Genomic DNA, 26,127 nt, shown 5'->3' with positions numbered 1-26,127 from the left:
CGTCCCCCGATAGGGTGGCCCGCATGAGCGCGCGGGAGGTCTCCTTCACCACGCTGCTCAGGCGCGCCGGGGCCTCTGAGCCGGCGCGCGCCGAGAGGCTGATCCGGGAGATCGAGGAGGTCTCCGGCGTCACGCTCGAGGACCCGGCGCACGCCGTCTCGTACCTGGCGGATCCCGACGCGGGTCTGCTGCAGCTGCTGCGGCTCGCGGAGTCGGCGCGGGACGCGAGCCTGAGCGCGGAGTTCGCCGCGCTGTCGTCCTCGCCGGGCGGCATGCGTCTGGGCGTGCTGCTCGGGGGCTCGCTCGCGCTCGGGGACTTCCTGATCCGGCACCCGGAGATGCTGCGCGACTTCCTCGACTGGGACTCCGCCGCCTCGTTCACCCGCATGGACTTCCGTGCGCGACTGCTCGAGGCCGTCGGGGCGGACCCCTCCGACGCCGCCCCGGTCGCGACGCTCGGGGGCCGTGAGGGCGTCGCCGCGATGCGGGTCGCCTACCGGCGGGCGCTCACCCGGATCGCCGCCGAGGACCTGTTCGAGCACGTGCCCGCCACGATCTTCCCCGCCGTCGCCGCCGCGCTCGCCGACCTCGCCGGCGCCGCCCTCGAGGCCGGGCTCGCGATCGCCCGCGCCGACGATCCGGAGCATGCGGCCACCCGGCTCGCGGTCATCGCGATGGGCAAGTGCGGCGCGCGCGAGCTGAACTACGTGTCGGACGTCGACGTGATCTACGTCGCGGAGCCCGCCGAGGGGGTCTCGGACGACGTCTCGCTGCGGGTCGCGACGAGGCTCGCGATCGCTGCGGCCAAGGCCTGCGGCGGCATGGGGGTCGAGCCCGCCCTCTGGGAGGTCGACCCGAACCTGCGTCCCGAGGGCCGCGACGGGCCGCTGGTCCGCAACCTCGCGTCGCATCAGGCCTACTACGAGCGCTGGGCACAGACCTGGGAGTTCCAGGCCCTGCTCAAGGCCCGGCCGGTCGCCGGCGACCCCGAGGTGGGGGCGGCGTACGTGGAGCGCCTGCACCCGATGGTGTGGAAGGCCGTCGAGCGCGAGGGCTTCGTCGAGTCGGCTCAGGCCATGCGTCGCCGGGTCGAGGAGCACGTGCCGGCGGCCGAGTCGGGACGTCAGATCAAGCTCGGTCCCGGGGGCCTGCGCGACGTGGAGTTCACCATCCAGCTGCTTCAGCTGGTCCACGGCCGCGCCGACGAGTCGTTGCGCGTGCGGGGCACCCTCGACGCGCTCGGCGAGCTGCGCGCCGCGGGCTACGTCGGACGACCGCAGGCGGCGGCGATGGACCGCTCCTACCGTCAGCTGCGCGTCTGGGAGCACCGCCTGCAGCTCCGGAAGCTCACGCGGACGCACCTGATGCCCGACTCGGATCAGGACCGTCGGATCCTCGCGCGCGCGTCGGGCTTCGCCACGGTCGAGTACATGGAGGAGGTGTGGACGGACATCCGGCGCGACGTGCGCGCGATGCACCTCGAGATGTTCTACCGGCCGATCCTCCCGGTGGTCGCGCGCCTCAGCGAGGACGAGGCGCGGCTGGACGATGCGGCGGCGAAGGAGCGCCTGGCGGCCGTGGGCTTCGTGGATCCGGCGGGTGCCTACCGGCACATCCAGTCGCTGACGGAGGGCACCAGCCGCTCCGCATCGATCCGCCGCCAGCTGCTGCCCGCCATGATCGGGTGGTTCGCGCAGGGGGCGGATCCCGACGCGGGGCTGCTCGCCTTCCGGCAGCTGTCGGAGCAGATGGGCGACCAGCAGTGGTTCCTCAAGCTGCTGCGCGACTCGGGGACGGCCGCTCAACGGCTCGCCCGCCTCCTGTCGACCTCCCGCTACGTCGCGCGGGCCCTGCTGGCCTCCTCCGAGGGCGTCACGTGGCTCGACCGCGACGAGGACCTGGTGCCCCGCTCCTACGAGCGGATGTGGACGGAGGCCGACGCGATCCTGCGGCGCTCCAACGACCCGGAGCAGGCGGCGACCGCGATGCGAGGGCTGCGCCGGCGCGAGCTCGCACGCGTCGCCTCGGCCGACGCGCTCGGCCTGATCAACGCCTCGGACGCCGCCGAGGCCGTGTCCCACGCCGCCGACATGCTGATCGAGGGCGCGCTGCGCATCGCGCGGCACAACGTGGCGACGGCGCGGGGGCTCGAGGAGCTGCCGATCCGGTTCGCGGTGATCGCGATGGGCCGCTACGGCGGCCTCGAGATGAGCTACGCGTCGGACGCGGACGTGCAGTTCGTCTGGGACGGCCAGGCGCCGGACGGCCAGGCCATCGCGGTGCAGATGGCGCAGGAGATCCGGAGCATCCTGCAGAGGGTCGGGCCCCAGCCGCCGCTGGAGATCGACGCGGACCTCCGCCCGGAGGGGCGCAACGGCCCGCTCGCGCGATCGCTCGAGTCGTGCTCGACGTACTACGGCCGGTGGTCGGACCCGTGGGAGGCGCAGGCGCTGCTCCGCGCGCAGCCGGTGGCGGGCGACCAGGGCCTGCGCGACGCTTTCGTCGCGATGATCGACGAGGTCCGCTACCCGGCGGAGCTGCCGGACGGCGCGCTCCGGCAGATGCGCACCCTCAAGGCGCGGATGGAGGCCGAGCGGCTGCCGCGCGGCGTCGACCCGCGCCGGCACCTCAAGCTCGGCCCCGGCGGGCTGTCCGATGTCGAGTGGTGCGTGCAGCTCCAGCAGCTGCGGCACGGGCGCGCACACGCCGAGCTGCGCACGACGCGCACCCTCGAGGCGCTCGCGGCCTGCGCCGACCTGGGCCTCATCGGGCGTGGAGACGCGGCCAAGCTCCGCGAGGCGTGGGTGCTCGCGACGGATCTGCGAGGGGCGATGGCGTTGAGGGGCGCGGCGCGCGACACGGACGTCCTTCCGGCGGATATCCGCGAGTTGGGCGTACTTGCTGAGATTCTTGGTACACAGATGTCCGGTGCTGAGCTGGACGAACGATTCACGCGGGCCTCCCGACGAGCGAGGGCAGTGACGGAGCGCGTGTTCTTCGGCTGGGAGGTGGGGCGCACGTGAACTGGGCCCGCACGGTGGTATCGGCGCTGATCATCCTGGTGGCCGCGTCTCTGTTCTCCGCATGGGCGGTCAGTGCCGTCGCGGTCCGCGCGATCGAGGACGGCACCGCCGTCCACGGGATCGCGGAGGACGCGCTCGACGACCCCGAGGTCGTGGCGGCGTTGGGCGATGCCGTCGCCGACTCCGCGGTCGCCGGCCTGCAGGCGAGAGGCATCGACCCGGCGCGCCTGGGCCTCGAGGATGCGCTCCGGACCCTCATCACCGACGCGGTCGACACCGACACGTTCAAGGAGTCCCTGCTGGAGCAGGTGGATGCGGCGCACGAGCAGCTCGCGGCCCAGCTCGGCAGCACGCTCACGACCCCGGCGCCGCTGACGCTCGAGATCGACGTGTCCGGCTACGTCAACGCGCAGATCGACACGATCCCGCTCGTCGGCGTGCAGATCCCCGACATCCAGGTGGACCCCATCGAGGTCGAGGCGCTCGACGCGGAGACGTTCGACGACGTGCGCAGCGCCTACCAGTGGCTCCGGATCGCGCAGGACTGGGCGCTGTGGACCGGCATCGGCGTGGTCGTCGTCGGCATGTTCGTGACGCTCCGACTCCGCTGGTTCCTGCCGAAGGTCGGAGCGGCCACCGCCGCGATCGCGGGGGCGCTGTTCGTCGGCACCCACTTCTGGGGCGTCGAGGCGGTCGTGGCGCTGCTGCCCGGCGGCAAGGACGGCTCGATCGGACGGCTGATCCTCGAGGTGGTCACCGAGGCCGCGGTGCCCGCGGTCGAGCTCCGCCTGCTCGAGCTCGCCGCGTGGGCGCTGATCATCGGGCTGGTGTTCTTCCTCATCGGGGTGCTCACGTACCCGCGCCCCAAGCCGCAGTACCGCTGAACAGCTCGGCGTGCCCCGGGGCACGCCCTCAGCCGGCGCCGTGCCGCTCGAGCAGCGGGGAGATCTGAGCGGAGCCGACGGCGCGGGCGCTCTGCGCGGCCCCGGCCTCCAGCGCCTGTCCCAGCAGCTCGCCGGTGATGCGCGACGCCCCGCCGACCTCGACCGCGAACGCCATCAGCCCGGCCGCGAAGGCGTCGCCGGCGCCGTTCGCGTCCACCACTGCGACCTCGGGCGCGGCGATCCGCACCATCGCGCCGTCGGCGGTCGCGCCGAGCGCGCCGTCGGCGCCCAGCGTGCAGACGGCGAGGGTGGTGCCGGCGGCGATCCGATCGCGCAGGTAGGACCCGGGATTGCGGATCCGGTCCCGGTTCATGATGAGGACGTCGGCCGCGTCGACGAACGGCCGGTGGAATCCGTCCATGCCGTCGTAGTCGTGGACGTCGCACCACACCTCGTGGGCGAGCGCCGTCGCCTCCGGGATGAGCGCGCGGCCCACGTCCGAGAGGTCGAGGAACACGGCGGCGGCATCGGTCATGGCCGCCAGCGCGACCGAGCGTGCGCGGCGCAGCTCCTCGGCGGGGAGCGGCCCGGACGGCTGCAGATAGATCGAGACGCGCCCGCCGTCGGCCGCCATGAGGTTGAGGTGGCGCTCGGTCGGGCCCTCGGCACGGACCTCGCGCACGTCCACCCCGCACGCCCGCAGCTGCGCCATGAGCGCGTCGCCCGCGGCATCGTCCCCCCGCGTGGTCAGCAGCGTGGGGGACAGGCCGGCGTCCACCAGGTGGAGGGCCTTGCCCGCGGAGGTCCCGCCCAGCACGGTGCGGTGCCCGAGCGCGAACACCGTATGGGGCTCGGGGCGGGGCAGCGCGTCGAGCGCGACCAGCTGGTTCTCGCTCGTGGGCCCCACCACGAGCACGCGGTCACTCACGCGGCCTGCCGGAGGGCACCGCGGTGCTCTTGCGCACCACGAGCTCGTACGGGAGGTCACGGTTGACGTGGTCGCCGGACGCGTCGGGGGACAGCTCCTCGAGGAGCGTCTCCGCGGCCATCCGCCCCTGCACGACCGGGAACTGGTCGACCGTCGTGAGGCCGAAGAACTCGCCGAGCTCGTGACCGTCGATGCCGACCACCGACAGGTCCTCGGGGACCCGGAGCCCCAGGTCGCGCGCGGCGAGGATGGCGCCGATCGCCATCTCGTCGGAGGCGGCGAACAGGGCGGTGGGCCGCTGCGGCGCGCCGAGCATCTGCAGCGTCGCCTGGTAGCCGCCCTGGATGGTGAAGTCCGCGTTCTTGATGAGCCGGGGATCCGGCTCGACCCCGGCGGCGCGCAGCGCCTGCTCGTACGCGGCACGGCGCTTCGCGGGCACGTGGAAGTCCTGCTCGAACGCCTCGTCGCCGCCCAGGTGGGCGATCTCGCGATGGCCGAGCGACAGCAGGTGCTCGGTCGCCAGGGAGGCGACGCCCGCATCGTCCAGGCTGAGCGTGGTGACGCCGGGGATGGGGCCGCCGAGCCCGACGATCGGCTTGCCCAGCAGCGCGATCCTCTCCAGCTCGGCGTCCGACAGCTCGAGGGAGACGGCGATGAACGCGTCGACCCGCTTGCGTCGTAGGAACTCGTCGAAGAGCCGTTGGCGGCGCTCGGCGTGCCTGGTCGTGTCCTCGAGGTGGTAGAGCGTGAGGTCGTAGCCGCCGTCGGCGAGCGCCCGGTGGGCGCCCTTGAGCACGGCGGCGTAGAACCAGCTGCCGAGGTAGGGCATGACCATGCCGATGTTCCGCGTCCTGCCCGAGGCGAGGGACGATGCGGTCGCGGAGGCGACGTAGCCGAGCGACCGGGCGGCCTCCTCGACGCGCTCGCGCGTCGCGGCGGAGACGGACGGCTTGCCGGCGAGGGCCCGCGAGACCGTCGCGGTGGAGACGCGTGCCAGGTCCGCGACCTGCTGGATCGTCGCCAACGCCGGCTCCTTCCCTCGCTGTGCGGCCCGCACCTGCATGCTACTCGGCTGCGCGCACCCAGACGGTCGTGTCGGGCGGCAGCAGGTCGCCGTCGAACGGGCTCGACGCCACGAGGACCTCGCCATGCACCTTCACGGGAGCGCCGTCGATGTTCGCGATCACCCGGACGCCGCCGTTGTCGAGCGACAGCACGCCGGCGGGGGCGTCGCGCCACGCGATCGCGCCGGCGCCGAGGCCGCGTTCGCGCCGCAGCCGCAGGGCGTCGCGGTACATCTCGAGCGTCGAGCCCACCGTGCCGCGCTGGCGGTCACGGGCGAGCACGCCGTACAGGCCGGGCTGGGGGAGCCACGTCTCCCCGGTGGAAGAGAACCCGTAGGCCGCTCGGTCCGCCTCCCAGGGCAGCGGGACGCGGCAGCCGTCGCGGCCGTAGCGCTCTCCCTCGGTCCGGTGCCACGTCGGGTCCTGTCGCGCGTCGCCCGGGATGTCGATCGCCTCGGGAAGGCCCAGCTCCTCGCCCTGGTAGAGGTAGGCGCCGCCGGGCAGCGCGAGCATGAGCAGGGTCGCGGCGCGTGCACGGCGGATGCCCTCCTCGATGTCGGGGAGCCCGGGCGTCTCGGGCCCGACCCCGTGGCCCTGCGGCGCGTCCTCGCCCAGCGACAGGCGGGTCGCGTGGCGGATCATGTCGTGGTTCGACAGCACCCAGGTGGAGGGAGCGCCGACCGCGCCGAACGTCTCGAGCGAGTCGTCGATCACCTGGCGCAGCGCCTCGCCGTCCCAGGGTGCCTCCATGTACCCGAAGTTGAAGGTCTGGTGCATCTCGTCGGGACGCACCCAACGGGCCATGAACTCGAGCGGGTACACCCACGCCTCGGCGGCGAGGATCCGGTCGCCCGGGTACTCGTCGGTGACCCGGCGCCACCGGCGCCAGATCTCGTGGACGCCGTCCTGGGCCCAGTAGGGCGACTGGGTCGCCGCCCCGCCGCCCATGGAGGCCTCCTCCTGGGACTGCACGAAGTCGGGCAGTCCGGGCGCCTTGATCAGCCCGTGCGCGACGTCGACGCGGAAGCCGTCGACCCCGCGGTCGAGCCAGAAGCGCAGCACGTCGTCGAACTCGGCGCGCACCTCCTCGAGCTCCCAGTTGAGGTCGGGCTGGGCGGTGTCGAAGATGTGGAGGTACCACTGGCCGGGCGTGCCGTCCGGCTCGGTCACACGCGTCCACATCGGCCCGCCGAAGACGGACTCCCAGTTGTTCGGTGGCAGCTCGCCGTTCTCGCCCGTGCCGTCGCGGAACACGTAGCGCTCGCGCTCGGGCGATCCGGGCGCGGCGGCGAGCGCGGCCTGGAACCAGGGGTGCTGGTCGCTGCTGTGGTTCGGGACGATGTCGACGATCACGCGGATGCCGAGCGAGTGAGCGCGCTCGATCATGGCGTCGAAGTCCGCGAGGGAGCCGAAGATCGGGTCCACGTCGCGGAAGTCTGACACGTCGTAGCCGGCGTCCTTCTGCGGGGAGCGGTAGAACGGCGACAGCCACACCGCGTCGATCGCGAGATCGGCCAGCTCCTCGAGGCGGGCGGTGATGCCGGGCAGGTCGCCGATGCCGTCGCCCGAGGCGTCCGCGAACGACCGGGGATAGATCTGATAGATGACCGACGACCTCCACCACTCGGTTCCTGCGGTGGGCGCGGTTGCGTCGGTGGGGGCCACGTCGTCCTCTCGAGGGGTGCGGTGCTGCGATCCTGCTGGTCGGACACCGCCCGCGCGTCGATGAGCGCGCGGCGTCCTGGACACCAATGTAAGCGTTTGCAGGCGGTGTCACAAATCCGGCCCCGCCGCACGCGGTCGGCCCCGGGCGCGGCTGCCGCGGGAGGTTCCGTGCGACCCGTGCGCGTGCCCGCGAAATACGAGGCGCGTCCGCGGCGTTCGACACCTCACCAGACCCGAGCCGACGCCGACGGGGCGTCGCCCGATCAGAAGGAGCGGTCGTGACCCTCACCTGCCCCCTGCTGCGATCGCGTGCCCGCGACCTCGAGGCCACCATCGCCGAGCCCGCCGCCCTCACGCCCGAGCCCGCCACGGTGCGCACCTCGGTGCGGGTGCCGCTGCGGTTCGCTGACGGCCTTGCCGCCACGGGGGACGTGGTCACGTTCGACGGCCTGGTCGACGGGCGGGAGCATCTCGCAATCGGGTTGGGAGACTGGCGCGGCGCCCTGGAGCGCGCCGCCGCCGGCGGCGCGGCCCCGCTGGTGCGGCCTCACTCCGAGTGCCTCACGGGCGACGTGCTGGGCTCGGAGCGCTGCGACTGCGGCCCGCAGCTGCGCGAGGCCGTCGAGCGCATCGCGGAGTCGGGCGGATTCCTGCTGTACCTGCGCCAGGAGGGGCGCGGGATCGGCCTCTACGCCAAGCTCGACGCGTACGCGCTTCAGGACGCCGGCCTCGACACCTACGAGGCCAACGTGGCGCTCGGCCGCGGCGAGGACGAGCGCGACTATGCGCCCGCCGCCCAGATGCTCCGCGCCCTCGGGGTCGACCGGATCCGGCTGCTGAGCAACAACCCGGACAAGGCGGCGCAGCTCGAGCTGCTCGGCGTCGACGTGGACGAGCGCGTGCCCACGGGCGTGCACCTCTCGGGCGCGAACGCCCGCTACCTCGAGACCAAGGTGCGGCACACCGCGCACACCATCGCGCTGCCCGACCCCGTGTGAGCGCTGGGCCGCGCCGCCCGTCGGACCGGCGCGCTACGGTGGGCGCATCGGTCGAGGAGGGACCCAGATGCGCGCGCTGCTGCTGGAGGCACCGGGAGATCCGTCGGGCCTGCGTCTCGGGGAGATCGAGCCGCCCGCGCTCGACCCGGGCGCGGTGCTGATCGCGGTCGAGGCCTGCGGGCTCAACCCCGTCGACGCCTCGACCGCGCGCTCGGGACATCCGGCGTGGACCTACCCGCACGTGCCGGGGCTCGACATCGTCGGACGGGTCGAGGCGGTGGGCGAGGCCGTCGGACACCTCGGGGCGGGCGACAGGGTCGCCGTGCACACGGACCTGCGCCGCGGGGGTGGCCTCGGGGAGCTCGCGGCGGTCGACGCGCGCGCCGTGGCGCTGGTCCCCGCGGGTCTCGGCCCCGTGGAGGCGGCCGCGCTCCCGTGCGCGGGCCTCACGGCGCTGCAGGCCGTCGCGCGGAGGCTCGACGTCGAGCCCGGCGACACGGTGCTCGTGACGGGCGGCTCCGGCGGTGTGGGCGGCTTCGCGGTTCAGCTCGCGGTGCTGGCCGGCGCGCGCGTGATCGCGACGGCGTCGGCGGCGCATCACGAGGCGGTCCGCGAGCTCGGCGCGCACGACGTGATCGACTACCGCTCCGAGGACGTGGCCGCACGGGTGCGCGAGCTGACCGGCGGCCGCGGGGTGGACGCGGTGGTCGACACCGTGAGCGCAAGCTCGGCGACCGAGAACCTGTCCCTGCTCGCTCATGGCGGCGGCATCGCCTGCGTCGCCGGTCGCGCGGACCTCTCCGCGGTGCCGCCGTTCACGACAGCGCCGTCGGTGCACGAGATCGCGCTCGGCGCGGCCCATGCCGCGGACGACGAGCGGTCGGTCGCGTGGCTCGCCGAAGGGCTCGAGCTGCTGATGGACCTGGTCGTGGCGGAGGAGCTCGACCCGCTCGTGACCGCGACCGTCACGCTGGCCGAGGCGCCCGCCGCGCTCGCCCGGGTCGGCGAGCGGCATACGCGGGGCAAGGTGGTCGCGGTGCTCACCGAGCACTGAGGCGCGTTGACAGCGCCCGGGACGGGCGCTGTCATGGGAGGACGCCAGGGGAGGGGGCACGGTGGTCTCACGCATCGTCCTGTGCTGCGACGGGACCTGGAGCCGTCCCGATCAGGCCGCGGACGGCACGCCGACGCCGACCAACGTCACGAAGCTCGCGGCCGCGATCGCTCCGACCGGGGACGACGGAGCACGCCAGGCCGTGCTCTACCACCGCGGTGTGGGCACCGACGCCGGCGAACGCCTCCTCGGGGCCGCGTTCGGCGTGGGCCTGTCGCGCATCGTCCGGGACGCGTACCGCGACATCGTCGCCGAGTACACGCCGGGCGACGAGCTGTACCTCATCGGCTTCTCCCGCGGCGCCTACACGGCACGATCCGTCGCGGGACTGATCCGCAACTGCGGGATCCTGCGCCCGGAGCACCGGGACCGGCTCGACGACGCCTACCGCCTGTACCGCTCCCGCGCGTACGGGCCGCACGCGGTCGAGTCCGAGCTGTTCCGGCGCTCCTACTCGCACCCGGACGTCGGGGTCAGGTTCATCGGCGTGTGGGACACCGTGGGCGCGCTCGGCCTGCCGTGGAGCGGCATCCCCGGCGTGCGCCGCCTCAACCGCCGGTGGAGCTTCCACGACACCCGGCTGTCGGGCACCGTCCAGGCGGCCTTCCACGCGCTGTCGATCGACGAGCAGCGCAAGCCCTACGCGCCCGCCGTGTGGGAGCTCCCCGATCCCGAGGGCGGGCAGATCGTCGAGCAGGTCTGGTTCGCGGGCGACCACTCGAAGGTCGGCGGCGGGGTCCTCGCGCACGGCCTGTCGGACATCACCCTGCGGTGGATGGCCGATCGGGCGGTCGAGCACGGGCTCACCCTCCGGCCCGGGTCCTTCGCGGTGGGGGACGATGCGGTGCCGGGCGACGACGAGCTGGTCCCGTTCGCGCCGGACCCGCTGGGCGAGGTGGGCGACGCGCGCACCGGGCTGTTCCGCCTGTGGCCGCCGCATGTCCGCCCCCTGGGCGCGGCCGAGGGCGGGCGGGAGTCGGTGGCCGCGACGGCCGTCGATCGCCTCGCGGTCGATCCGGCCTACCGGCCGCGCAACCTCGAGGGCTTCCTCGAGGACGGCGGACCCGTCAGCGACGTGTGACGCGCGCGTCAGCGCGCGAGGGCGGCGGGCGCGACGGGACCGCGGAGGGCCAGGGGCTCGTCGGCGAGCTCCGCGAAGGCGGCGCGCTCGTCGGCCCGGATCCCGCGCGGCCGCTGGGTGGCCGGGTCCAGATAGACGATGACCGAGACGGCTCGCGCATAGGTGGTCTCCGGGTCACCCTCGGGCGAGCGGATCTGATGGCACACCTCGATGCTCGCGCCGCCGACGCGGGAGACCCACAGGTCGACGCGGACGGGCCGCTCGGACCACGGCATCGGCGCCAGGTACTCGACCTCGTGCCGTGCGACCACCGCGGAGGCCCGCCCCCGGGCCTGGTCGGCCCGGGAGCGGAACACGTGGAGGTGGCGGATCCGCACCTCCTCCAGGATCGTGAGGAAGGCGACGTTGTTGACGTGGCCGTTGGCGTCGAGGTCGGACCAGCGCACCTCCACCGGGACGGTGATCCGGGTCATCGGCGCCCGCCCTACGGCGCGACCGGCACGGGGTCGGCCTGCCGCAGCGCGACCTTGTTGACCTTCCCGGCGGCGTTGCGGGGGAGCGCCTCGACCTCGACCAGCGCCTTCGGCTGCTTGAAGCGGGCCAGCTTGTCGCCGAGCCAATCCTGGAGCCCCTCGATGTCGAGGCTCGCGCCGGGGCGCAGCGCCACGGCGGCCACGGGCACCTCGCCCCAGCGCTCGTCCGCGCGACCGTAGACGGCCGCCTCGACGATGTCGGGATGGGCGAAGAGCGCGTTCTCGACCTCCGCGCAGTACACGTTCTCGCCGCCCGAGATGATCATGTCCTTGAGGCGGTCGACCACCCAGACGAATCCGTCCTGGTCCTGGCGCACCAGGTCGCCGGAGTGGAACCAGCCGCCGGCGAAGGCCTCCGCGGTCTCGGCCGGCTTGCGCCAGTAGCCCTTCATCAGGTTGGGACCGCGGTAGATGATCTCGCCGACGTCGCCGACGGCCACGTCGTTCATCGCGCCGTCGACGATCCGGTACTGCTGCGTGACCAGCGGACGGCCCACGGATCCGAGCTTGTGGATCGCGTCCTCGCCGCGGAGCGCACAGGTGATCGGGGACAGCTCGGTCTGGCCGAACACGGCGACGTTGAGGGCGTTCGGGAAGGTGTCGGACATGGTCCGCAGCAGGGTGTCGGAGGCCGGTGCCGCGCCCCAGCTGATGACGCGCAGCTTGAGATCGCGCTCCCGGATCCCCGGCACCGCGCAGATGGCCTGCCACTGCTGCGGGACGTTGAACACGATGGTCGCGCCCTCGCGCTCCCACGCGTCGACCATCTCGACGGGATCGAACGCGCCCAGAGGGTGCAGCACGGTGGGGATGCCGACGATGAAGTTCGCGCCGATCGAGCCCAGGCCCGCGATGTGGAACAGCGGAGCCGTGAGGAAGGACACGTCGCGCTCGTTGAAGATGTTGTTCACCCGGATCACGGTGATCGCCTGCGACGTCATGTTGGCGTGATCGAGCATCGCGCCCTTCGGGCGTCCCGTGGTGCCGGAGGTGTACATGATGAGGCAGGTCGTGTCCTCGGGGACGTCGGGCGCCTCGAAGTCGCCGATCGGCTCGGCGAGCAGCGCGGAGATGGGCTCCTGGCCCTCGGCTGCCTCGCCGAAGACGATCACCTTCCGGATGCGGCCGGTCAGCTGGCCCACTGCCGCCACCAGCGGGGCCAGCGGCTGGTCGACCATGATCACGTCCGCGTCCGCGTCGTCGACGATGTACGCGAGCTCGGCGGGTGACAGCCTGATGTTCATCGGGACCGCGATCGCGCCCAATCTGTTGATCGCGAATACCGACTCCACCACCAAAGGATGGTTGAGTGTGAGCATGAGCACGCGGTCGCCGAAGCCCACGCCGCGCCTCCGCAGCGCGGCGGCGATGGTGTCCATGTGGCGTGCGGTGTCCGCCCAGGTGGTCACCTCGCCGCGGAACTTGAACGCGGGACCGTCGGGCCTCATCTCCGCGTGGCTGAGGACCTGGTTCATCCAGTGGTTGCGGCGGATCGCCGCGGGGATGCCGGTGGTGGATTCGCTCATGAGTTGCACCTCGTTGTACGTCGAGCCCTGCGAGCGGCGGCGCCCTTGCCGCGACTCGTCCCTCCCTGCCGGACATCTGGCTGCCCGACTGGCATCATGTTACTCATGATTCACATTTCCTGGCTAGGGCGCCCGGCGTGTTGCGCGGCGCGCCGCCGCGACGAGGCGCGATCGTGAGCGGCGCCGAGGCTGCGGCGCCCCCACGGCGCCGGCCGCGGGACCGGCGGCAGTCCATCGAGGCGGCCGCCGCCGCGGCCTTCGCGGAGCGCGGCTACCATCGCGTCGCGATGCAGGACGTGGCCGACGCCGTGGGCATCACCGCGGCGGCGCTCTACCGGCACTTCGCGAACAAGTACGACCTCTTCAGCTCCGTGGCGATGGGCCTGGTCCAGGGCCTCCACGAGGCGGCCGACGAGGTGCCGACGCCGGCGGAGCGCACGCCCGACGACGCGCGACGGGAGGTCGACGCGCTTCTCGAGGCGTGGACCGTCGCGACGCTGGGCATGCGCACCACCGGCGGGATCTACCGGTGGGAGAGCCGCTACCTGCACGACGACGACCGCCGCGCGCTGCGCGACGAGTTCGCCGCCCTGCGCACGCGGCTCGGGGGCCCCGTGGGGGTGCTGCGCCCCGAGCTCGACGCTGAGACGCTGGACCTGGTGTGCCGCGCAGCCCTGAGCGCCATCGCCTCGGTGACGATGCACCGCACGGCGATGCCCGGCGCCGCTCTGCGCGCGCTGCTCGAGCACGCGGCCGGCGACGCGCTCACCTGCGCGGTCGAACCGGTGCCCGCGGTCGCCTCCCGGTCGGCGGAGCCGTCCGCCCAGCCTCGCCGTCGGCGCGACCAGCTCGCGCAGGCGGGCATCGCGCTGTTCGGCGAGCACGGGTACCACGACGTGACCATCGAGGACATCGCCGGTGTGGTCGGACTGACGCCGTCCGGCGTCTACCGCCACTTCGCCGGCAAGGCCGAGATCCTGCGCACCGCCTGCGAGCGGGCCGCCGCGGTGCTGGACGCCGCTGCGGAGGAGGCGCTGGGCGGGGACGAGCCGTTGGAGTCGCTGCGGGTGCTCGAGCGCGCGTACATCGCCTTCGCGGTCGACGACCGCGACCTCATGGACGTGTACACGGCTGATGTCGGCGCCCTCGATGCGGAGGACCAGCGGCGCCTGCGACGGCTTCAGCGCGAGCACGTCGACGACTGGGTGGAGCTGCTCGGCGCCGTGCGCCCCGACCTGGAGCCTCGCGAGGCCCGCACCCGGGTGCACGCCGGGCTCAACGTGGTCGCCGACCTCGCCGTCGCCCTGCGGCATCGCCCCGCCGCGGACGCCAAGGCGTGGATCCAGCCGATGCTGGAGGCGGTCCTGGGCGTGTGACGCCAGGACCGTCCCCGCGGTCGGCGATCAGCGCTGCGGCTTGGACCTCCCGTGGAGCATCGGGATCATCTTCGCGGCGGTATGCATGTCCTTCTCGGTGCGATCCATGGTGAGGAGGTTCAGCATCGGCTTGCGGGTCTGGCGTGCGATCGACTTGACCGTGCAGAACTCCCGCAGCCCGTCGGCGCCGTGGATGCGGCCGAAGCCGGAGTCCTTCACGCCGCCGAACGGGAGCGCCGCGACGCCCGCGAAGCCGAGCACGGAGTTGATCGACACCACCCCGGTGCGCAGGCGGCCCGCGGCCCGGTCGGCGGCGCGGGTGTCGCGCGTGAAGATCGCGGCGGTGAGGCCGTACGAGGTCGCGTTCGCGCGAGCGACGGCCTCGTCGAGCGACGCCACGGGGTTGATGACCACGAGCGGCCCGAAAGTCTCGTGCTGCACGGCGTCCGAGGACTCGTCCACGTCCGTGATGACGATCGGCGCGATCGTCCGGCCCTGGATGCTCTCCGGGCCGCCGAGCGCGGCGGTGCCTGTCCGCAGCGCATCGTCGACGTGGGCGCGGACCACGTCCGCCTGGGCCGGCAGGGTCATGGGTCCGTACTGGGCGTCGTCGCCGCCGGTGCGCAGTCGCTGCGCTCGCTCGACCACCTTGGCGACCAGCGCGTCCTTGATGGAGTCGACCGCGTACACGCGCTCCACGCCGGCGCACGTCTGGCCGGCGTTGCCCATGCCTCCGAACACGACGAAGTCGGCCGCGGCGTCGAGGTCCGCGTCGGCGGCCACGAGCACGGCGTCCTTGCCGCCGCATTCCGCGACGATCGGCACCAGCCGCTCGGCGGCGGCCGCCATCACCTTCTTGGCGGTCGCGGTCGACCCGGTGAAGGCGATCTTGTCGATGTCGGCGGCCACCAGCGCCGCGCCGGTCTCGCGGTCGCCGGTCACGGCGATGAGGACGTCGTGCCCGACCGCCTCGTCCCAGCGCTCGGCGATCCACACGGCGGCGCCCGGCGTGAGCTCGCTGGGCTTGAACACCACGGCGTTGCCCGCCGCCAGCGCATACGAGATGGAGCCCATCGGCGTGTAGAACGGGTAGTTCCACGGTCCGATCACGCCCACGACCCCGTAGGGCTCGTAGCCGACCGTCGCGTGCTGGTTGTAGTTCACCAGGCCCGACTTGACCTTGCGGCGCCGGAGCACGTGCTCGGCGTTCTTGGCGGCCCAGTCCAGGTGGCCGAGCGTGAGCATCACCTCGAGCACGGCGTCGCCATGGGGCTTGCCGGTCTCCGCCGAGATCACGTCCGCGAGCTCGTCCGCCCGGAGCGCGATCGCCGACTTCCAGGCCAGCAGGTGCGCGCGCCTGGCGCCGAACCCGAGGTCTCGCCACCAGTCGGCGCCCGAGCGCGCGCGGGCGATCGCGGCGGCCACCTCGGGTGGGCCGGCGACCGGATAGGTGGCGACGGCCTCGCCGTCGATCGGGTTGCGGGTGGTCAGCTGGGCGCTTCGGATGGGCTGGTCCATCAGGGTCATCGCCGGATCTCCTACTCTCCATTGAGCAGCAACCTGCAGGTGGCACGATTAAGTGAATCGCGCTTCACATGCTAGGACGGGCCGCGTCGTTCCGCAACCTGGAATCTAATATGGGTTAGAATCCCAGGTATGAACAGCACCGAGGCCGTGGCGTCCTCCGCGACGTCGAAGTCGGCGCAGACGCGCCAGCGCATCCTCGACGCCGCCGCCGAGGTGCTCTCCCGGAAGGGCTACGCGGGCACCCGGCTGTCCGACGTCGCGCAGGTGGCCGGGGTCCAGGCGCCCGCGATCTACTACTACTTCTCCTCCCGCGACGAGCTGGTCGAGGAGGTCATGTGGGTCGGTGCGAACCGCGTCCGCCTCCACCTCGCGGAGGTGCTCGCGGCGCTTCCCGAGGACACGTCGTGCATGGACCGGCTCATGGTGGCCGTCGACGCGCACCTGCGGTTCGAGCTGCAGCTCTCGCACTACGCGACCGCCTCCATCCGCAACGCCGGCCACGTGCCGGAGCAGCTGCGCATCCGGCCCGCGGCCGAGGAGGCCCTCTACAGCCGGCTGTGGCGCGAGCTCTTCGCCGAGGCGCAGCAGGCGGGGGAGGTGCGGGCGGACCTCGACATCAACATGTTCCGGCTCCTGCTGCTGGGCGCGATGAACTGGGTGGTCGAGTGGTGGAACCCGCGGACCCGCTCGCTCGACGAGCTGGTCGCGACCGCGCAGGCGATGGTGCGCACCGGCGCCGGCGTCGCCTGAAGCCGTCCGGACGCGGCGCGACCCCGCTACGTGCCGCGACGCCCGGGCAGACGGGCCACGAGCCGGCCGAGCGCCGCGCGGACCAGGCCCACCAGGCCGTAGGGCAGGAAGAAGGCGAACGCGATCAGCACCGCGCCGTAGGCCGCTCCCGTGGCCGCCGGGCTGATGCTCGACGTGAGGGTGGGGACGTACTGCACGAACAGCGCCCCGAGCACGGCGCCCGGCACGGTCGCAAGCCCGCCGACGACGATCAGCGTGATGAACGAGATCGACAGGGTGAGGTTGAAGTTCTCCGGGCCGACGAACTCGAGAAGCATGGCGTAGAGCCCTCCGGCCACCCCGGCATAGGCGGCCGACGCCGCGAACAGGCGGGTCTTGGTCCGCCAGACGTCCACGCCGAGGGTCTCGGCCACGATCTCGGCGTCGCGGACCGCCACGAAGGACCGGCCCAGCCGCCCGCGCGCGAGCCTTCGCGTCACCACGTAGCCGATCGTGGCCGCCGCGAGCGCGAGGTAGTACACCCACTGGTCGTGGGCGAGCGGGATCCAGGCGGGCGGGTCGCCGTCGATCGCGATGCCGCGGCTGCCGTGCGTGAGGGGCTCGAGCGCGCGGATCGCCGCGGGCGTGGCCATGGCCATCGCCAACGTGACCAGGCCGAGCTGGAGCCCGTGCAGCCTCAGCGCCGGCAGGCCCAGCACGTACCCCACGAGGAAGGGCAGCGCGGCGGCGATCGCGAGGGTCGCCGGATGCGGGACGCCCGCCTCGCCGCCCACCGCGACGGCGTACGCGCCGATCGCGAAGAAGGCCGAGTGGCCGAGGGAGACCTGGCCGCCGAATCCGACGAGCAGGTTGAGCCCGAGGCCGACGAGCGTCCAGATCATCACGAGCGTCACGGTGAGGTTGATGTAGCTCGGGTTGACCAGCGGCACCGCCACGAGCGCCGCGGCGCCGACGGCGGTCCCGACGATGGTGAGCCAGCGCGGGGGAGCGAGCGGGGGACGTGGGCGCCGCAGCCACTCGACGGCGGAGCCGCGCGACGGCCGCGGGCTGCCGGTCCTGCGCCGTGTCGACGTCGCGGTCATACCCGGACCACCTCCCGCCGCCCGAGGATCCCTTGGGGTCTCACCAGCAGCACCACCACGATGATCACGAGCGCGACCACCTGCTTGAAGTCGGAGCCGTGCGGGAGGTAGCTGCCGGCGAGGTTCTCCACCACCCCGACGGTGAGGCCGCCGATCAGCGCGCCGACGGGGGAGTCCAGGCCACCGAGCGTCGCGGCCGCGAAGGCGTAGATCAGGACGGGCGCCATCATGCCCGGGTGCAGGAACAGCTCGGGCGCGATGAGCGTGCCGGCGAGGGCCCCGACCGCGCCGGCGATCGCCCACCCCATGGTCATGGTCCGGCCGGTCGAGATCCCCGACAGCTCCGCGGACTCGGGCGCCGACACCGCTGCCCGCATCCGCAGACCCCAGCGGGTGAACTCGAAGAGGACGCCGAGCACCACGGCGACGACCAGCACGGTGAGGACGATCCCGATGTCCTGCCGCGACACCGCGACACCGCCCAGGTCGACGGCGCCCCCGCCGAACAGCGCGGGCACCTCCTTGGTCTGATAGGTCCACGCCCACCCGATCAGCGCGTTGATCGCGATCATCAGGCCCAGCGTGACGATGATCAGCGGGAGGGCCTGGTGGCGGCGCGCGAGGGGCCGGATCAGCGCCCTCTCGCTCGCGGCCGAGAGCGCCGCGAGCAGGGCCATGGAGACCGGCAGCGCCGCCCAGACCGGCAGCCCCCAGACGACGAGCTGCCAGGACACGTAGGCGCCCAGCAGGGCGAACTCGCCCTGGGCGAAGTTGAGCGTCCGCGACGCCCGGAAGACGAGCACGATCGCGAGCGCGAGCGCGCTGTAGATCGCACCGGTCGCGATGCCGTCGGCCAGCTGCTGCAGGAGCATCCGCGTTCCTCTCTCACACGCCCAGGTAGGCGCGTCGCACCTCGTCGTCGTCCCTCAGCTCGGCCGCGGGGCCGCGCAGGGTGATCTGGCCGCTCTCGATCACGACGGCCTGCTCGGCGATCCCGAGGGCCGCCTGCGCGTTCTGCTCGACCAGCAGCATGGCGGTGCCGGTCTCGCGACAGAGCGCGTCGAGCGTGGCGAACAGCTCGGCGGTGATCTTGGGGGCGAGCCCGAGCGACGGCTCGTCGAGCAGCAGCAGGCGGGGGGCCGACATGAGGGCCCGCGCGATCGCGAGCAGCTGCTGCTCGCCGCCGCTGAGCCCCGAGGCCGGCCGCGTGGCGCGCTCCCCGAGCCGCGGGAACCTCTCCATCCAGCGGTCTGCCTCGGCGCGGGCGGCGCGGCTGGGTCGGGTCACGCCGCCGACCAGCAGGTTCTCGCGCACGGTGAGGTCGCCGAACGTCCCGCGCCCCTGCGGGACGTGAGCGATGCCGGCGGCGGCGATGCGGTACGGGCTGAGCCCCACGAGCTCGCGGCCGTCGAGCCTGATCGACCCCTCGACCCGAGTGAGGCCCGAGAGCGTCCGGAGCACGGTGGTCTTGCCCGCGCCGTTGGCGCCGAGGACCGCCAGGCGCCCCTCGGTGGGGACCTCGAGGTCGACGTCGTGCAGGACCGTGGCGCGGCCGTAGCCCGCGCTCGCGATCTCCGCCGTCAGGAGGCTCATGCAGCGGTCCCGAGGTAGGCGGCGACCACCCGCGGGTCCCGAGCGACCTCGTGCGGCTCGCCCTCGGCGATCACACGGCCGAAGTCGAGCACGACGACGCGGTCGCACACGGACGTCACGAGGCCCATATGATGCTCGACCAGCAGGATCGCTGCGCCGCGCTCGGTCGCGAGGCGGCGCAGCGTCGCGCCGAGCTCGAGCACCTCGCCGTGCACCAGGCCGTTCGCGGGCTCGTCGACCAGCAGGAGGCGGGGCTCGCCCATGAGCGCTCGGGCGAGCTCGACCCGCTTCAGCGTGCCGAAGGGCAGGGTTCCGACCATCCGTCCGGCCACGTCGGCGAGGTCGAGCTCGGCGAGCAGGGCCATCGCGCGCTCGCGGTGCTCGCGCTCGGACCGGGCCACCGAGGGCAGGGCGAGCGCGGTGGCCCACCAGCCGCCGGTGGCGACGTGGTGGGCGCCGGCGAGCACGTTCGCCAGCACGGTCTGGCTTGCGAGCAGGCCGATGTTCTGGAAGGTGCGGCCGACGCCGAGCGCCGCGATCCGGTGCCGCGGCAGGCCTGCGACCTCCCGGCCGGCGATGCGGATGCTGCCCGACTGCGGGCGGTAGAGCCCGCCGATGCAGTTGAACAGGCTGGTCTTGCCGGCGCCGTTGGGTCCGATCAGCCCGACGACCTCGCCGTCGCGCAGGTGCAGGCTGGGACCGTCGAGCGCCTGCAGGCCCCCGAACGAGAGGCGCACCTCGCTCACCGCGAGCAACGCGTCCATGCGGGTCCTCCTTCCTGGGTGCGGGGTCGTCGCTCCCCCGGGGCCGGGGCACGTGGCCCCGGGGGAGGCGGGCTCAGCCGACGGTGTAGGTGCCCTCGGCGACGTCCCACGTGGTCCCGTTGAAGACCTGGATCTTCACCTCGCTGAAGACGTAGGGGTACTCGGGGGACGTGCTCACCGTCACGGGTGCCAGATCGAGCTCGAGCCCGTCGAACGAGGTCGCGGCATCGAGCAGCGCCTCGCGGGTGCAGCCCTCCATCTGCGCCAGCGCCGCCTCGAGGAGCTGGGCGGTCTGGTAGCCCGCGGCGGCGGGCGCGAACATCGCGTTGACCTCGTCGGGGTGAGCCGCGGCGAAGGCCGCCCAGGCGTCGAAGCCGGCGTCGCCTGCGAGCGACGGATCGGTGATGTCCTTCGTGTAGGCGACCGAGACCACGCCGTCCGCGGCACCCTCGCCCGCGGGCTTGAGGAAGAACGTCGCATCCGCCGCGGGAGCGTTGATCACGGTGGTGGCGTCCCAGCCGAGCTCGAGCTTCTTCTTGAGCGACTGCGTCGCGAAGGCGCCGACCGCCCAGTTGAGGAAGATGTCGGCGTCGGACGCGGCGAGCGTGGTCACCTGGCTGTCGACGGTCGCGCTCGCGACCTCGTAGGGCTCGGCCGCCACGATCTCGATGCCGCTGCCCTCGAACGCGGCCTCGAAGCCTGCCTTGATGCTCTCGCCGAAGTCGTCGTTCTGGTAGAGGATGGCCGCCGTCTCGCCGGGGTGGTTCTCGATCAGGTACTGCGCGAGCGCCGAGACCTCGAAGCCGTACTGGGGCATGAAGCCGGTGGTCCACTGGGTGCCGTCCGCGTGGAGGCTCATGATCGCATCGGAACCGGTGCCGACGAACAGGTTCGGCACGCCGGTCTCGGAGATGTACGGAGCGACCGAGATCGCGGCCCCCGTGCCCAGCACGCCGGCGAGCGCGAAGACCTCGTCCTGCTCGACGAGCTGGCGGACGTTCGTGGCCGCCTTGGCCGGGTCGTAGGCGTCGTCGACGACCGTCACGTTCACCTGTCGGGTGGTGCCGTCGGCCAGCTCGAGGCCGCCCGCGGCGTTGATGTCGTCGAAGTAGAGCTTGAGGGTCTGGCCGATCGCCCCGTACGCGGCCGCGGGTCCGGACAGGGGGACCGAGTTGCCGATCCTGATCTCCGTGTCGGTGAAGCCGGGGCTGCACGACTCGGCCATCGCCTCCGTGGTCGCGCCCGTGCCGGCGGTGGCGGACGCCTCGGGGTCGGCGCCCGCGGCATCGCGGCCCGAGCAACCGGCCAGGGCCAGGGTGGAGACCGCGAGACCCGCGACCGTGAGAGGCAGGGCGCGGCGGCGACCCGTGCGGTGGGCGATGGACATGGTTCCTCCTCAGATGCGCGGATGCCCGACGCGACGTTCGCGCGTCGAGGCGGGGGATGCGCCGCACGGGGCGCGGTGAGCGTGGTCGGACCCGCGGCCGTCGCGTACGCGGACGTCAGGCGCCATCGCCGGTCTCCTACTCTCCATTGAGCAGATAAGTAAATGGTGACTCACATGCTAAGCGGAGGAGAGGGCGGGCGCAAGGCCCACGCGTCGTCGGCAGGGGATCCGTAATCGTTCCGTGACATCGTTCGCGAGATGGCACGGACTCGCTCGCCCGATGCCTCGCGCGAGCCGGTGTCCCGCGATGACAGAAGTGAATATGCGATCACGTGAAAGCGGCGTCCACACGCACCGAGGGCCCCGGTGGCTCTCGCCGCCGGGACCCTCGGTGCGTCCGCTTGGGTCAGCCCACCGGGGCGGGGTTCCCGAACAGCGTCAGCCGGCGCCGAAGGATCTCCTCCGCCTGGGCGACGATCCGCCTCACGACCTCGCCCGCGGGCGGGATGTCGTGGATGAGGCCCTGCACCTGGCCGACCGTCCAGATCCCCGCGTCGAGGTCCCCCTCCTCGAAGACCTTCCTCCCGCGGGCGCCCGCGACCAACGGCCGCACGTCCTCGAACTGCCCGCCGGCGTTCAGGATCTGCACCACCTCGTCGCTGATCGCGTTCTTGGCCACGCGGGCGGTGTTGCGCAGCGTCCGGAAGATCAGGTTGGTGTCGAGCTCGGAGGCCGCGACGATCCGCTGCTTGACCGCCTCCGCGATCGGAGACTCGACGGTGCACATGAACCGTGAGCCCATGTTGATGCCGTCCGCGCCCAGCGCCAGGGCGGCGGCAAGGCCGCGCCCGTCCGCGAATCCACCGGAGGCGATGAACGGGATCGTGAGCTGGTCCGCCGCCGCCGGGATGAGGATCAGCCCGGGCACGTCGTCCTCGCCCGGGTGGCCCGCGCACTCGAAGCCGTCGATGGAGACGGCCGTCACGCCCACGGCCTCGGCCTTGAGGGCATGCCGGACGCTGGTGCACTTGTGGATCACCCGCACTCCGTGCTCGCGGAACAGCTCCATGTGCGGCTCCGGGTTGGATCCCGCGGTCTCCACGATCGTGACCCCGGAGTCCACGATCGCGCGCCGGTACTCGTCGTACGGCGGCGGGTTGATCGACGGGAGGATCGTGAGGTTCACGCCGAACGGCTTGTCGGTCAGGGTGCGCGCCCGCGCGATCTCCTTGACCAGGTCGGCCGGCGTGGGCTGGGTCAGCGCCGTGATCATCCCGAGGCCGCCGGCCTCCGACACCGCGGCCGCGAGCTCGGCCCGTCCCACCCACATCATGCCGCCCTGGACGATCGGGTGCTCGATCCCCAGCGCCTCCGTGAACCTCGTGGTCAGCATGGTCCGCTCCTACTCGTAGATCTCGCCGGTGGCCGCGCGGGCGATCAGCGAGGCCGGCGGGCGGAAGCGCTCGCCGTAGCGGTCGGCCAGCTCGTTCGCCCGCGCGACGAAGCCGTCGAGGCCGCCCTCGTACTGGTTGACGTACTGCAGCACCCCGCCGGTCCAGGCGGGGAAGCCGATGCCGTAGATCGAGCCGATGTTCGCGTCGGCGACGGAGGTGAGCACGTTGTTGTCGAGGCAGTCGATGGTGTCGATGGCCTCGGCGAACAGCATCCGCTCCTGCAGGTCCTTGAGCGGCACCTCGACGCTCCCGGAGGCGTAGCGCTCCCGCACGCCGGGCCAGATCCCCGCGCGTCGGCCGCTCTCGTCGTAGTCGTAGAAGCCCTGGCCGGCCTTGCGGCCCGGGCGTCCCGCCTCGTCGACCATCCAGTCGGCGATCGATTCGGCGGGGTGGGCCACCCACGGGATGCCCTCGGCCTCCTGGGCCGCGCGGGTCTCGTCGCGGATCTTCTGCGTGAGGGCGATCGAGAGCTCGTCGACCAGCTGCAGCGGGCCGGCGGGGTAGCCGGCCTGCAGCGCCGCCTGCTCGATGGACGCCGGCTCGACGCCCTCGCCCACGGCGGCCACCGCCTCGTCGATGAACCTGCCGATCACGCGCGACGTGAAGAAGCCGCGCGCATCGTTCACGACGATCGGCGTCTTGCGGATCTGGAGGACGAAGTCGAAGACCTTCGCCAGCACCTCGTCCGAGGTGCGCTCGCCGCGCACGATCTCGACCAGGGGCATCTTGTCCACGGGGGAGAAGAAGTGGATGCCGATGAAGTCGTCGGTGCGGTCCACGCCTTCGGCGAGGAGGGTGATGGGCAGCGTGGAGGTGTTGGACCCCAGCACCGCATCCGGGAGCACCACGTCCTGGATCTCCTGGAACACGGCCTGCTTGACCGGCACGGACTCGAACACCGCCTCGATGACGAAGTCGACGCCCGCGAAGTCCGCCGGGTCGCCTGTGGTGGTGATGCGGGCGAGCAGCTCCTCGCTGAGCTCGGGCGTGGTCTGGCCCCGCGTGAGGGCCTTCTGCTCGAGCATCCGCGCGTAGTCCTTGCCCTTCTCCGCGGACTCCTTCGAGACGTCCTTGAGCACCACCTCGATGCCCACCTTGGCGGCGACGTAGGCGATGGCGGCGCCCATCATGCCCGCGCCCACCACGCCCAGGCGCTTGGCCTGGTAGGTGGGGTAGCCGATGGGACGGCTCGCGCCCGAGCTGATGCTCTGCAGGTCGAAGAAGAACGCCTTGATCATGTTCTTCGCGACCTGCGAGTGGGTGAGCTGGACCAGGTAGCGGCTCTCGATGGTGGACGCGGTGTCGAAGTCGACGTACGCGCCCTCGACGGCCGCGGCCATCGCGGCCCGCGGCGCGGGCAGGGGGGCGCCCTTGGTCTGCTTGCGCAGCAGCGCCGGCATCGCGCCCAGCATCCCGGCGTTGCCGGGGGACAGCGGGGCCCCGCCGGGCAGGCGGAAGCCCTTGACGTCCCACGGCTTGACGGGCTCCGGGTTCGCGGCGATCCACGCCTTGGCGCGGTTCACGATCTCGGCGGTCGGCGCCACCTCGTCGACCAGCCCGGCCGCGAGCGCGCCCTCGGCGGTGAACTTGGTGGCGGGCAGGATCACGTCCGCGAGCGCCTTCTGCAGGCCCAGCATCCGGACCGTGCGGGTGACGCCGCCGCCGCCCGGGAGCAGCCCGAGCGACACCTCGGGCAGGCCGAAGCGCGCGCCCGTCGCGTCCGACGCCGCGATGCGGTGATGCGTCGCCAGCGCGACCTCGAGCCCGCCGCCGAGCGCGGTGCCGGTGAGGGCCGCGACGACGGGACGGCCCAGCTTCTCCATGCGGCGCAGCAGCGCCTTGACGTGCTCGATGTGGGCCGTCTCCTCGGCGGCATTGGACGGGTCGGCCGCCCGCAGCAGCTTGAGGTCGCCGCCCGCGAACCAGCTCTTCTTCGCGGAGGCGAGGATCACGCCGGTGATCTGCTCACGCTCCGCCTGCAGGCGCTCCACGGTCGCCTCGAGGGCGGCCACGAAGTGCGCGTTCATGGTGTTGGCCCCGCTGTCGGGATCGTCCATGGTGATGGTGACGACCCCGTCGGCGTCCTGCTGCCAGTCGTACACGTGGACCACGTCGGTCCGCTCCTCGATGACGCTCATGCGCTGTCCCTCCCGTTCCCGCTCGCTCAGACCCGCTCGATGATGGTCGCGACGCCCATGCCGGCGCCCACGCAGAGCGTGGCGAGGCCACGCGTGAGGTCGCGACGCTCGAGCTCGTCGAGCAGCGTGCCCAGGATCATCGCCCCGGTGGCCCCCAGCGGGTGGCCCATGGCGATCGCGCCGCCGTTGACGTTGACCTTCTCGTGCGGGATGCCCATCTCCCGCTCCCACCGCATGACCACCGAGGCGAACGCCTCGTTGAGCTCGAACAGGTCGATGTCGTCCACCTCGAGGCCCGCCTTCGCGAGCGCCTTGCGGGTGGCCGGCGCGGGGCCTGTGAGCATGATGGTGGGCTCGGATCCCGACACCGCCGCGGCGACGATGCGGGCGCGCGGCGTGAGCCCGAGGCGCTCGCCGACCTCGGCGGAGCCGATCACCATGAGCGCCGCTCCGTCGACGATCCCGGACGAGTTCGCGGCCGTGTGGACGTGGTCGATCCGCTCCACGGCGTGGTACTTCTGCATCGCGACGGCGTCGTAGCCGGCCTCGGCGCCCATCGCGGCGAACGCGGGCGTGAGGGCGCCGAGCGACTCGACGGTGCCGCCGGGGCGACGGTGCTCGTCGTGGTCGAGCAGCGTGACGCCGTTCATGTCCTTCACCGGCACCACCGAGCGCGCGAAGCGGCCCTCGCTCCACGCCACGTCGGCGCGCCGCTGGGACTCCACCGCGAAGGCGTCGACATCCTCGCGGGTGAAGCCCTCGACGGTCGCGATCAGGTCCGCGCTCACGCCCTGGGGGACGAAGTAGAGGTCGTAGTTGGTGGTCGGGTCCTGGACGTACGCGCCGCCGTCGGAGCCGATCGGGACGCGCGACATCGACTCGACCCCGCCGGCGAGCACCAGCGACTCGAAGCCGCTCGCGACCTTCTGCGCCGCGGTGTTGACGGCCTCGAGGCCCGAGGCGCAGAAGCGGTTGAGCTGGACGCCGGCGACGGTCTCGGGCAGGCCGGCGACCAGCGCCGCTGTGCGGGCGATGTCGCCGCCCTGCTCGCCCACCGGGGAGACCACACCCAGGACGATGTCGTCGATCAGGTTCGTGTCGAGCGTCGGGTTGCGCTCCTCGAGCGCGTGGATCAGGCCGACCACCAGGTCGACGGGCTTGGTGCCGTGGAGCGAGCCGCCCCGGTTGCGTCCGCGCGGGGTGCGCACGGCGTCGTAGATGAATGCGTCAGGCATGTCTT

General features: G+C 72.8%; 21 protein-coding genes. 7 read left to right on the top strand and 14 right to left on the bottom strand.

The genetic code is table 11. The features are described from left to right. Positions 1 to 23 precede the first annotated feature (23 nt). Both QQX13_RS01895 and QQX13_RS01890 read left to right on the top strand, forming a co-directional pair. Positions 24 to 3,023, top strand: a complete 3,000-nt coding sequence (locus QQX13_RS01895) for a bifunctional [glutamine synthetase] adenylyltransferase/[glutamine synthetase]-adenylyl-L-tyrosine phosphorylase (RefSeq protein WP_301152284.1) — start codon at positions 24 to 26, stop codon at positions 3,021 to 3,023. Next, the gene (locus tag QQX13_RS01890) at positions 3,020 to 3,907 is read left to right on the top strand and encodes a hypothetical protein (protein WP_301152283.1); all 888 of its coding nucleotides are present in this window, start codon (positions 3,020 to 3,022) and stop codon (positions 3,905 to 3,907) included. Before QQX13_RS01895 ends, QQX13_RS01890 begins: the two co-directional genes overlap by 4 nt. Positions 3,908 to 3,935: 28 nt before the next feature. Here the strand turns inward: QQX13_RS01890 and QQX13_RS01885 are convergent, their stop codons facing one another. The 3 genes from QQX13_RS01885 to QQX13_RS01875 are packed head-to-tail and all read right to left on the bottom strand — an operon-like array spanning position 3,936 to position 7,564. Further along, positions 3,936 to 4,835 carry a carbohydrate kinase family protein gene (locus tag QQX13_RS01885; RefSeq protein WP_301144470.1) on the bottom strand — a complete coding sequence of 300 codons (900 nt, stop codon included), beginning with the start codon at positions 4,833 to 4,835 and terminating at the stop codon, positions 3,936 to 3,938. Next, positions 4,828 to 5,859, bottom strand: a complete 1,032-nt coding sequence (locus QQX13_RS01880; RefSeq protein WP_301152282.1) for a LacI family DNA-binding transcriptional regulator — start codon at positions 5,857 to 5,859, stop codon at positions 4,828 to 4,830. Before QQX13_RS01880 ends, QQX13_RS01885 begins: the two co-directional genes overlap by 8 nt. Positions 5,860 to 5,899: 40 nt before the next feature. After that, a complete protein-coding gene (locus tag QQX13_RS01875) occupies positions 5,900 to 7,564 on the bottom strand; it encodes a glycoside hydrolase family 13 protein (RefSeq protein WP_301152281.1) in 1,665 nt (554 codons plus the stop codon). Positions 7,565 to 7,953: 389 nt separating this feature from the next. On the opposite strand from QQX13_RS01875, the gene QQX13_RS01870 reads away from it, so the two are divergent. The 3 genes from QQX13_RS01870 to QQX13_RS01860 all read left to right on the top strand — a co-directional run bounded on the left by QQX13_RS01870 (position 7,954) and on the right by QQX13_RS01860 (position 10,757). After that, a complete protein-coding gene (locus tag QQX13_RS01870; protein WP_436968550.1) occupies positions 7,954 to 8,562 on the top strand; it encodes a GTP cyclohydrolase II in 609 nt (202 codons plus the stop codon). Positions 8,563 to 8,629: 67 nt separating this feature from the next. After that, a complete protein-coding gene (locus tag QQX13_RS01865; RefSeq protein ID WP_301152279.1) occupies positions 8,630 to 9,616 on the top strand; it encodes a zinc-binding dehydrogenase in 987 nt (328 codons plus the stop codon). 61 nt (positions 9,617 to 9,677) lie between these two features. After that, the gene (locus QQX13_RS01860) at positions 9,678 to 10,757 is read left to right on the top strand and encodes a T6SS phospholipase effector Tle1-like catalytic domain-containing protein (RefSeq protein ID WP_301152277.1); all 1,080 of its coding nucleotides are present in this window, start codon (positions 9,678 to 9,680) and stop codon (positions 10,755 to 10,757) included. Positions 10,758 to 10,765: 8 nt separating this feature from the next. On the opposite strand, the gene QQX13_RS01855 is transcribed toward QQX13_RS01860, so the two are convergent. Then, positions 10,766 to 11,230 carry an acyl-CoA thioesterase gene (locus QQX13_RS01855; RefSeq protein ID WP_301152275.1) on the bottom strand — a complete coding sequence of 155 codons (465 nt, stop codon included), beginning with the start codon at positions 11,228 to 11,230 and terminating at the stop codon, positions 10,766 to 10,768. 11 nt (positions 11,231 to 11,241) lie between these two features. Further along, positions 11,242 to 12,816 carry an AMP-binding protein gene (locus QQX13_RS01850; protein ID WP_301152274.1) on the bottom strand — a complete coding sequence of 525 codons (1,575 nt, stop codon included), beginning with the start codon at positions 12,814 to 12,816 and terminating at the stop codon, positions 11,242 to 11,244. A 173-nt stretch (positions 12,817 to 12,989) separates the two neighbouring features. On the opposite strand from QQX13_RS01850, the gene QQX13_RS01845 reads away from it, so the two are divergent. Continuing rightward, positions 12,990 to 14,192 (top strand): TetR/AcrR family transcriptional regulator, encoded by a 1,203-nt coding sequence (locus tag QQX13_RS01845; RefSeq protein WP_301152273.1) that lies wholly within the window; start codon positions 12,990 to 12,992, stop codon positions 14,190 to 14,192. A 27-nt stretch (positions 14,193 to 14,219) separates the two neighbouring features. Here QQX13_RS01845 and QQX13_RS01840 read toward each other — a convergent pair whose 3' ends face one another. After that, on the bottom strand, positions 14,220 to 15,719 hold the full coding sequence (locus QQX13_RS01840; protein ID WP_301152271.1) for an aldehyde dehydrogenase family protein: 1,500 nt from the start codon (positions 15,717 to 15,719) through the stop codon (positions 14,220 to 14,222). Positions 15,720 to 15,848: 129 nt separating this feature from the next. On the opposite strand from QQX13_RS01840, the gene QQX13_RS01835 reads away from it, so the two are divergent. After that, entirely contained in the window at positions 15,849 to 16,469 is a 621-nt protein-coding gene (locus QQX13_RS01835) for a TetR/AcrR family transcriptional regulator (RefSeq protein ID WP_301152269.1), read from the top strand. A 26-nt stretch (positions 16,470 to 16,495) separates the two neighbouring features. On the opposite strand, the gene QQX13_RS01830 is transcribed toward QQX13_RS01835, so the two are convergent. From QQX13_RS01830 to QQX13_RS01795, 8 genes are all read right to left on the bottom strand, one after another. Beyond that, the gene (locus QQX13_RS01830) at positions 16,496 to 17,551 is read right to left on the bottom strand and encodes a branched-chain amino acid ABC transporter permease (protein ID WP_301152267.1); all 1,056 of its coding nucleotides are present in this window, start codon (positions 17,549 to 17,551) and stop codon (positions 16,496 to 16,498) included. Further along, a complete protein-coding gene (locus QQX13_RS01825; protein WP_301152265.1) occupies positions 17,548 to 18,423 on the bottom strand; it encodes a branched-chain amino acid ABC transporter permease in 876 nt (291 codons plus the stop codon). Before QQX13_RS01825 ends, QQX13_RS01830 begins: the two co-directional genes overlap by 4 nt. A 13-nt stretch (positions 18,424 to 18,436) precedes the next feature. Beyond that, on the bottom strand, positions 18,437 to 19,144 hold the full coding sequence (locus QQX13_RS01820; protein WP_301152263.1) for an ABC transporter ATP-binding protein: 708 nt from the start codon (positions 19,142 to 19,144) through the stop codon (positions 18,437 to 18,439). After that, the gene (locus tag QQX13_RS01815; protein WP_301152261.1) at positions 19,141 to 19,908 is read right to left on the bottom strand and encodes an ABC transporter ATP-binding protein; all 768 of its coding nucleotides are present in this window, start codon (positions 19,906 to 19,908) and stop codon (positions 19,141 to 19,143) included. The genes QQX13_RS01820 and QQX13_RS01815 overlap by 4 nt, the downstream gene beginning before the upstream one ends. 73 nt (positions 19,909 to 19,981) lie before the next feature. After that, entirely contained in the window at positions 19,982 to 21,295 is a 1,314-nt protein-coding gene (locus tag QQX13_RS01810; protein ID WP_301152260.1) for an ABC transporter substrate-binding protein, read from the bottom strand. Between the two features lie 406 nt (positions 21,296 to 21,701). After that, a complete protein-coding gene (locus tag QQX13_RS01805; RefSeq protein WP_301152258.1) occupies positions 21,702 to 22,688 on the bottom strand; it encodes an NAD(P)H-dependent flavin oxidoreductase in 987 nt (328 codons plus the stop codon). 9 nt (positions 22,689 to 22,697) lie between these two features. Continuing rightward, positions 22,698 to 24,887, bottom strand: a complete 2,190-nt coding sequence (locus QQX13_RS01800) for a 3-hydroxyacyl-CoA dehydrogenase NAD-binding domain-containing protein (protein ID WP_301152256.1) — start codon at positions 24,885 to 24,887, stop codon at positions 22,698 to 22,700. A 26-nt stretch (positions 24,888 to 24,913) separates the two neighbouring features. Further along, positions 24,914 to 26,122 (bottom strand): acetyl-CoA C-acetyltransferase, encoded by a 1,209-nt coding sequence (locus QQX13_RS01795; protein ID WP_301144453.1) that lies wholly within the window; start codon positions 26,120 to 26,122, stop codon positions 24,914 to 24,916. Positions 26,123 to 26,127: the final 5 nt, after the last annotated feature.

Source organism: Demequina lignilytica (genome assembly GCF_030418375.1).
Classification (GTDB): Bacteria; Actinomycetota; Actinomycetes; order Actinomycetales; family Demequinaceae; genus Demequina; species Demequina lignilytica.
The sequence above is the reverse complement of the archived record's forward strand: the minus strand, read 5'-3'. Positions and strand labels throughout refer to the sequence as shown.

Coding starts and splice junctions, on each gene's coding strand:
- QQX13_RS01895 (WP_301152284.1), top strand. CDS start 24: ATGAGCGCGCGGGAGGTCTCCTTCACCACGCTGCTCAGGCGCGCCGGG.
- QQX13_RS01865 (WP_301152279.1), top strand. CDS start 8,630: ATGCGCGCGCTGCTGCTGGAGGCACCGGGAGATCCGTCGGGCCTGCGT.
- QQX13_RS01855 (WP_301152275.1), bottom strand. CDS start 11,230: ATGACCCGGATCACCGTCCCGGTGGAGGTGCGCTGGTCCGACCTCGAC.
- QQX13_RS01850 (WP_301152274.1), bottom strand. CDS start 12,816: ATGAGCGAATCCACCACCGGCATCCCCGCGGCGATCCGCCGCAACCAC.
- QQX13_RS01840 (WP_301152271.1), bottom strand. CDS start 15,719: ATGACCCTGATGGACCAGCCCATCCGAAGCGCCCAGCTGACCACCCGC.
- QQX13_RS01835 (WP_301152269.1), top strand. CDS start 15,849: ATGAACAGCACCGAGGCCGTGGCGTCCTCCGCGACGTCGAAGTCGGCG.
- QQX13_RS01830 (WP_301152267.1), bottom strand. CDS start 17,551: ATGACCGCGACGTCGACACGGCGCAGGACCGGCAGCCCGCGGCCGTCG.
- QQX13_RS01825 (WP_301152265.1), bottom strand. CDS start 18,423: ATGCTCCTGCAGCAGCTGGCCGACGGCATCGCGACCGGTGCGATCTAC.
- QQX13_RS01820 (WP_301152263.1), bottom strand. CDS start 19,144: ATGAGCCTCCTGACGGCGGAGATCGCGAGCGCGGGCTACGGCCGCGCC.
- QQX13_RS01815 (WP_301152261.1), bottom strand. CDS start 19,908: ATGGACGCGTTGCTCGCGGTGAGCGAGGTGCGCCTCTCGTTCGGGGGC.
- QQX13_RS01810 (WP_301152260.1), bottom strand. CDS start 21,295: ATGTCCATCGCCCACCGCACGGGTCGCCGCCGCGCCCTGCCTCTCACG.
- QQX13_RS01805 (WP_301152258.1), bottom strand. CDS start 22,688: ATGCTGACCACGAGGTTCACGGAGGCGCTGGGGATCGAGCACCCGATC.
- QQX13_RS01800 (WP_301152256.1), bottom strand. CDS start 24,887: ATGAGCGTCATCGAGGAGCGGACCGACGTGGTCCACGTGTACGACTGG.
- QQX13_RS01795 (WP_301144453.1), bottom strand. CDS start 26,122: ATGCCTGACGCATTCATCTACGACGCCGTGCGCACCCCGCGCGGACGC.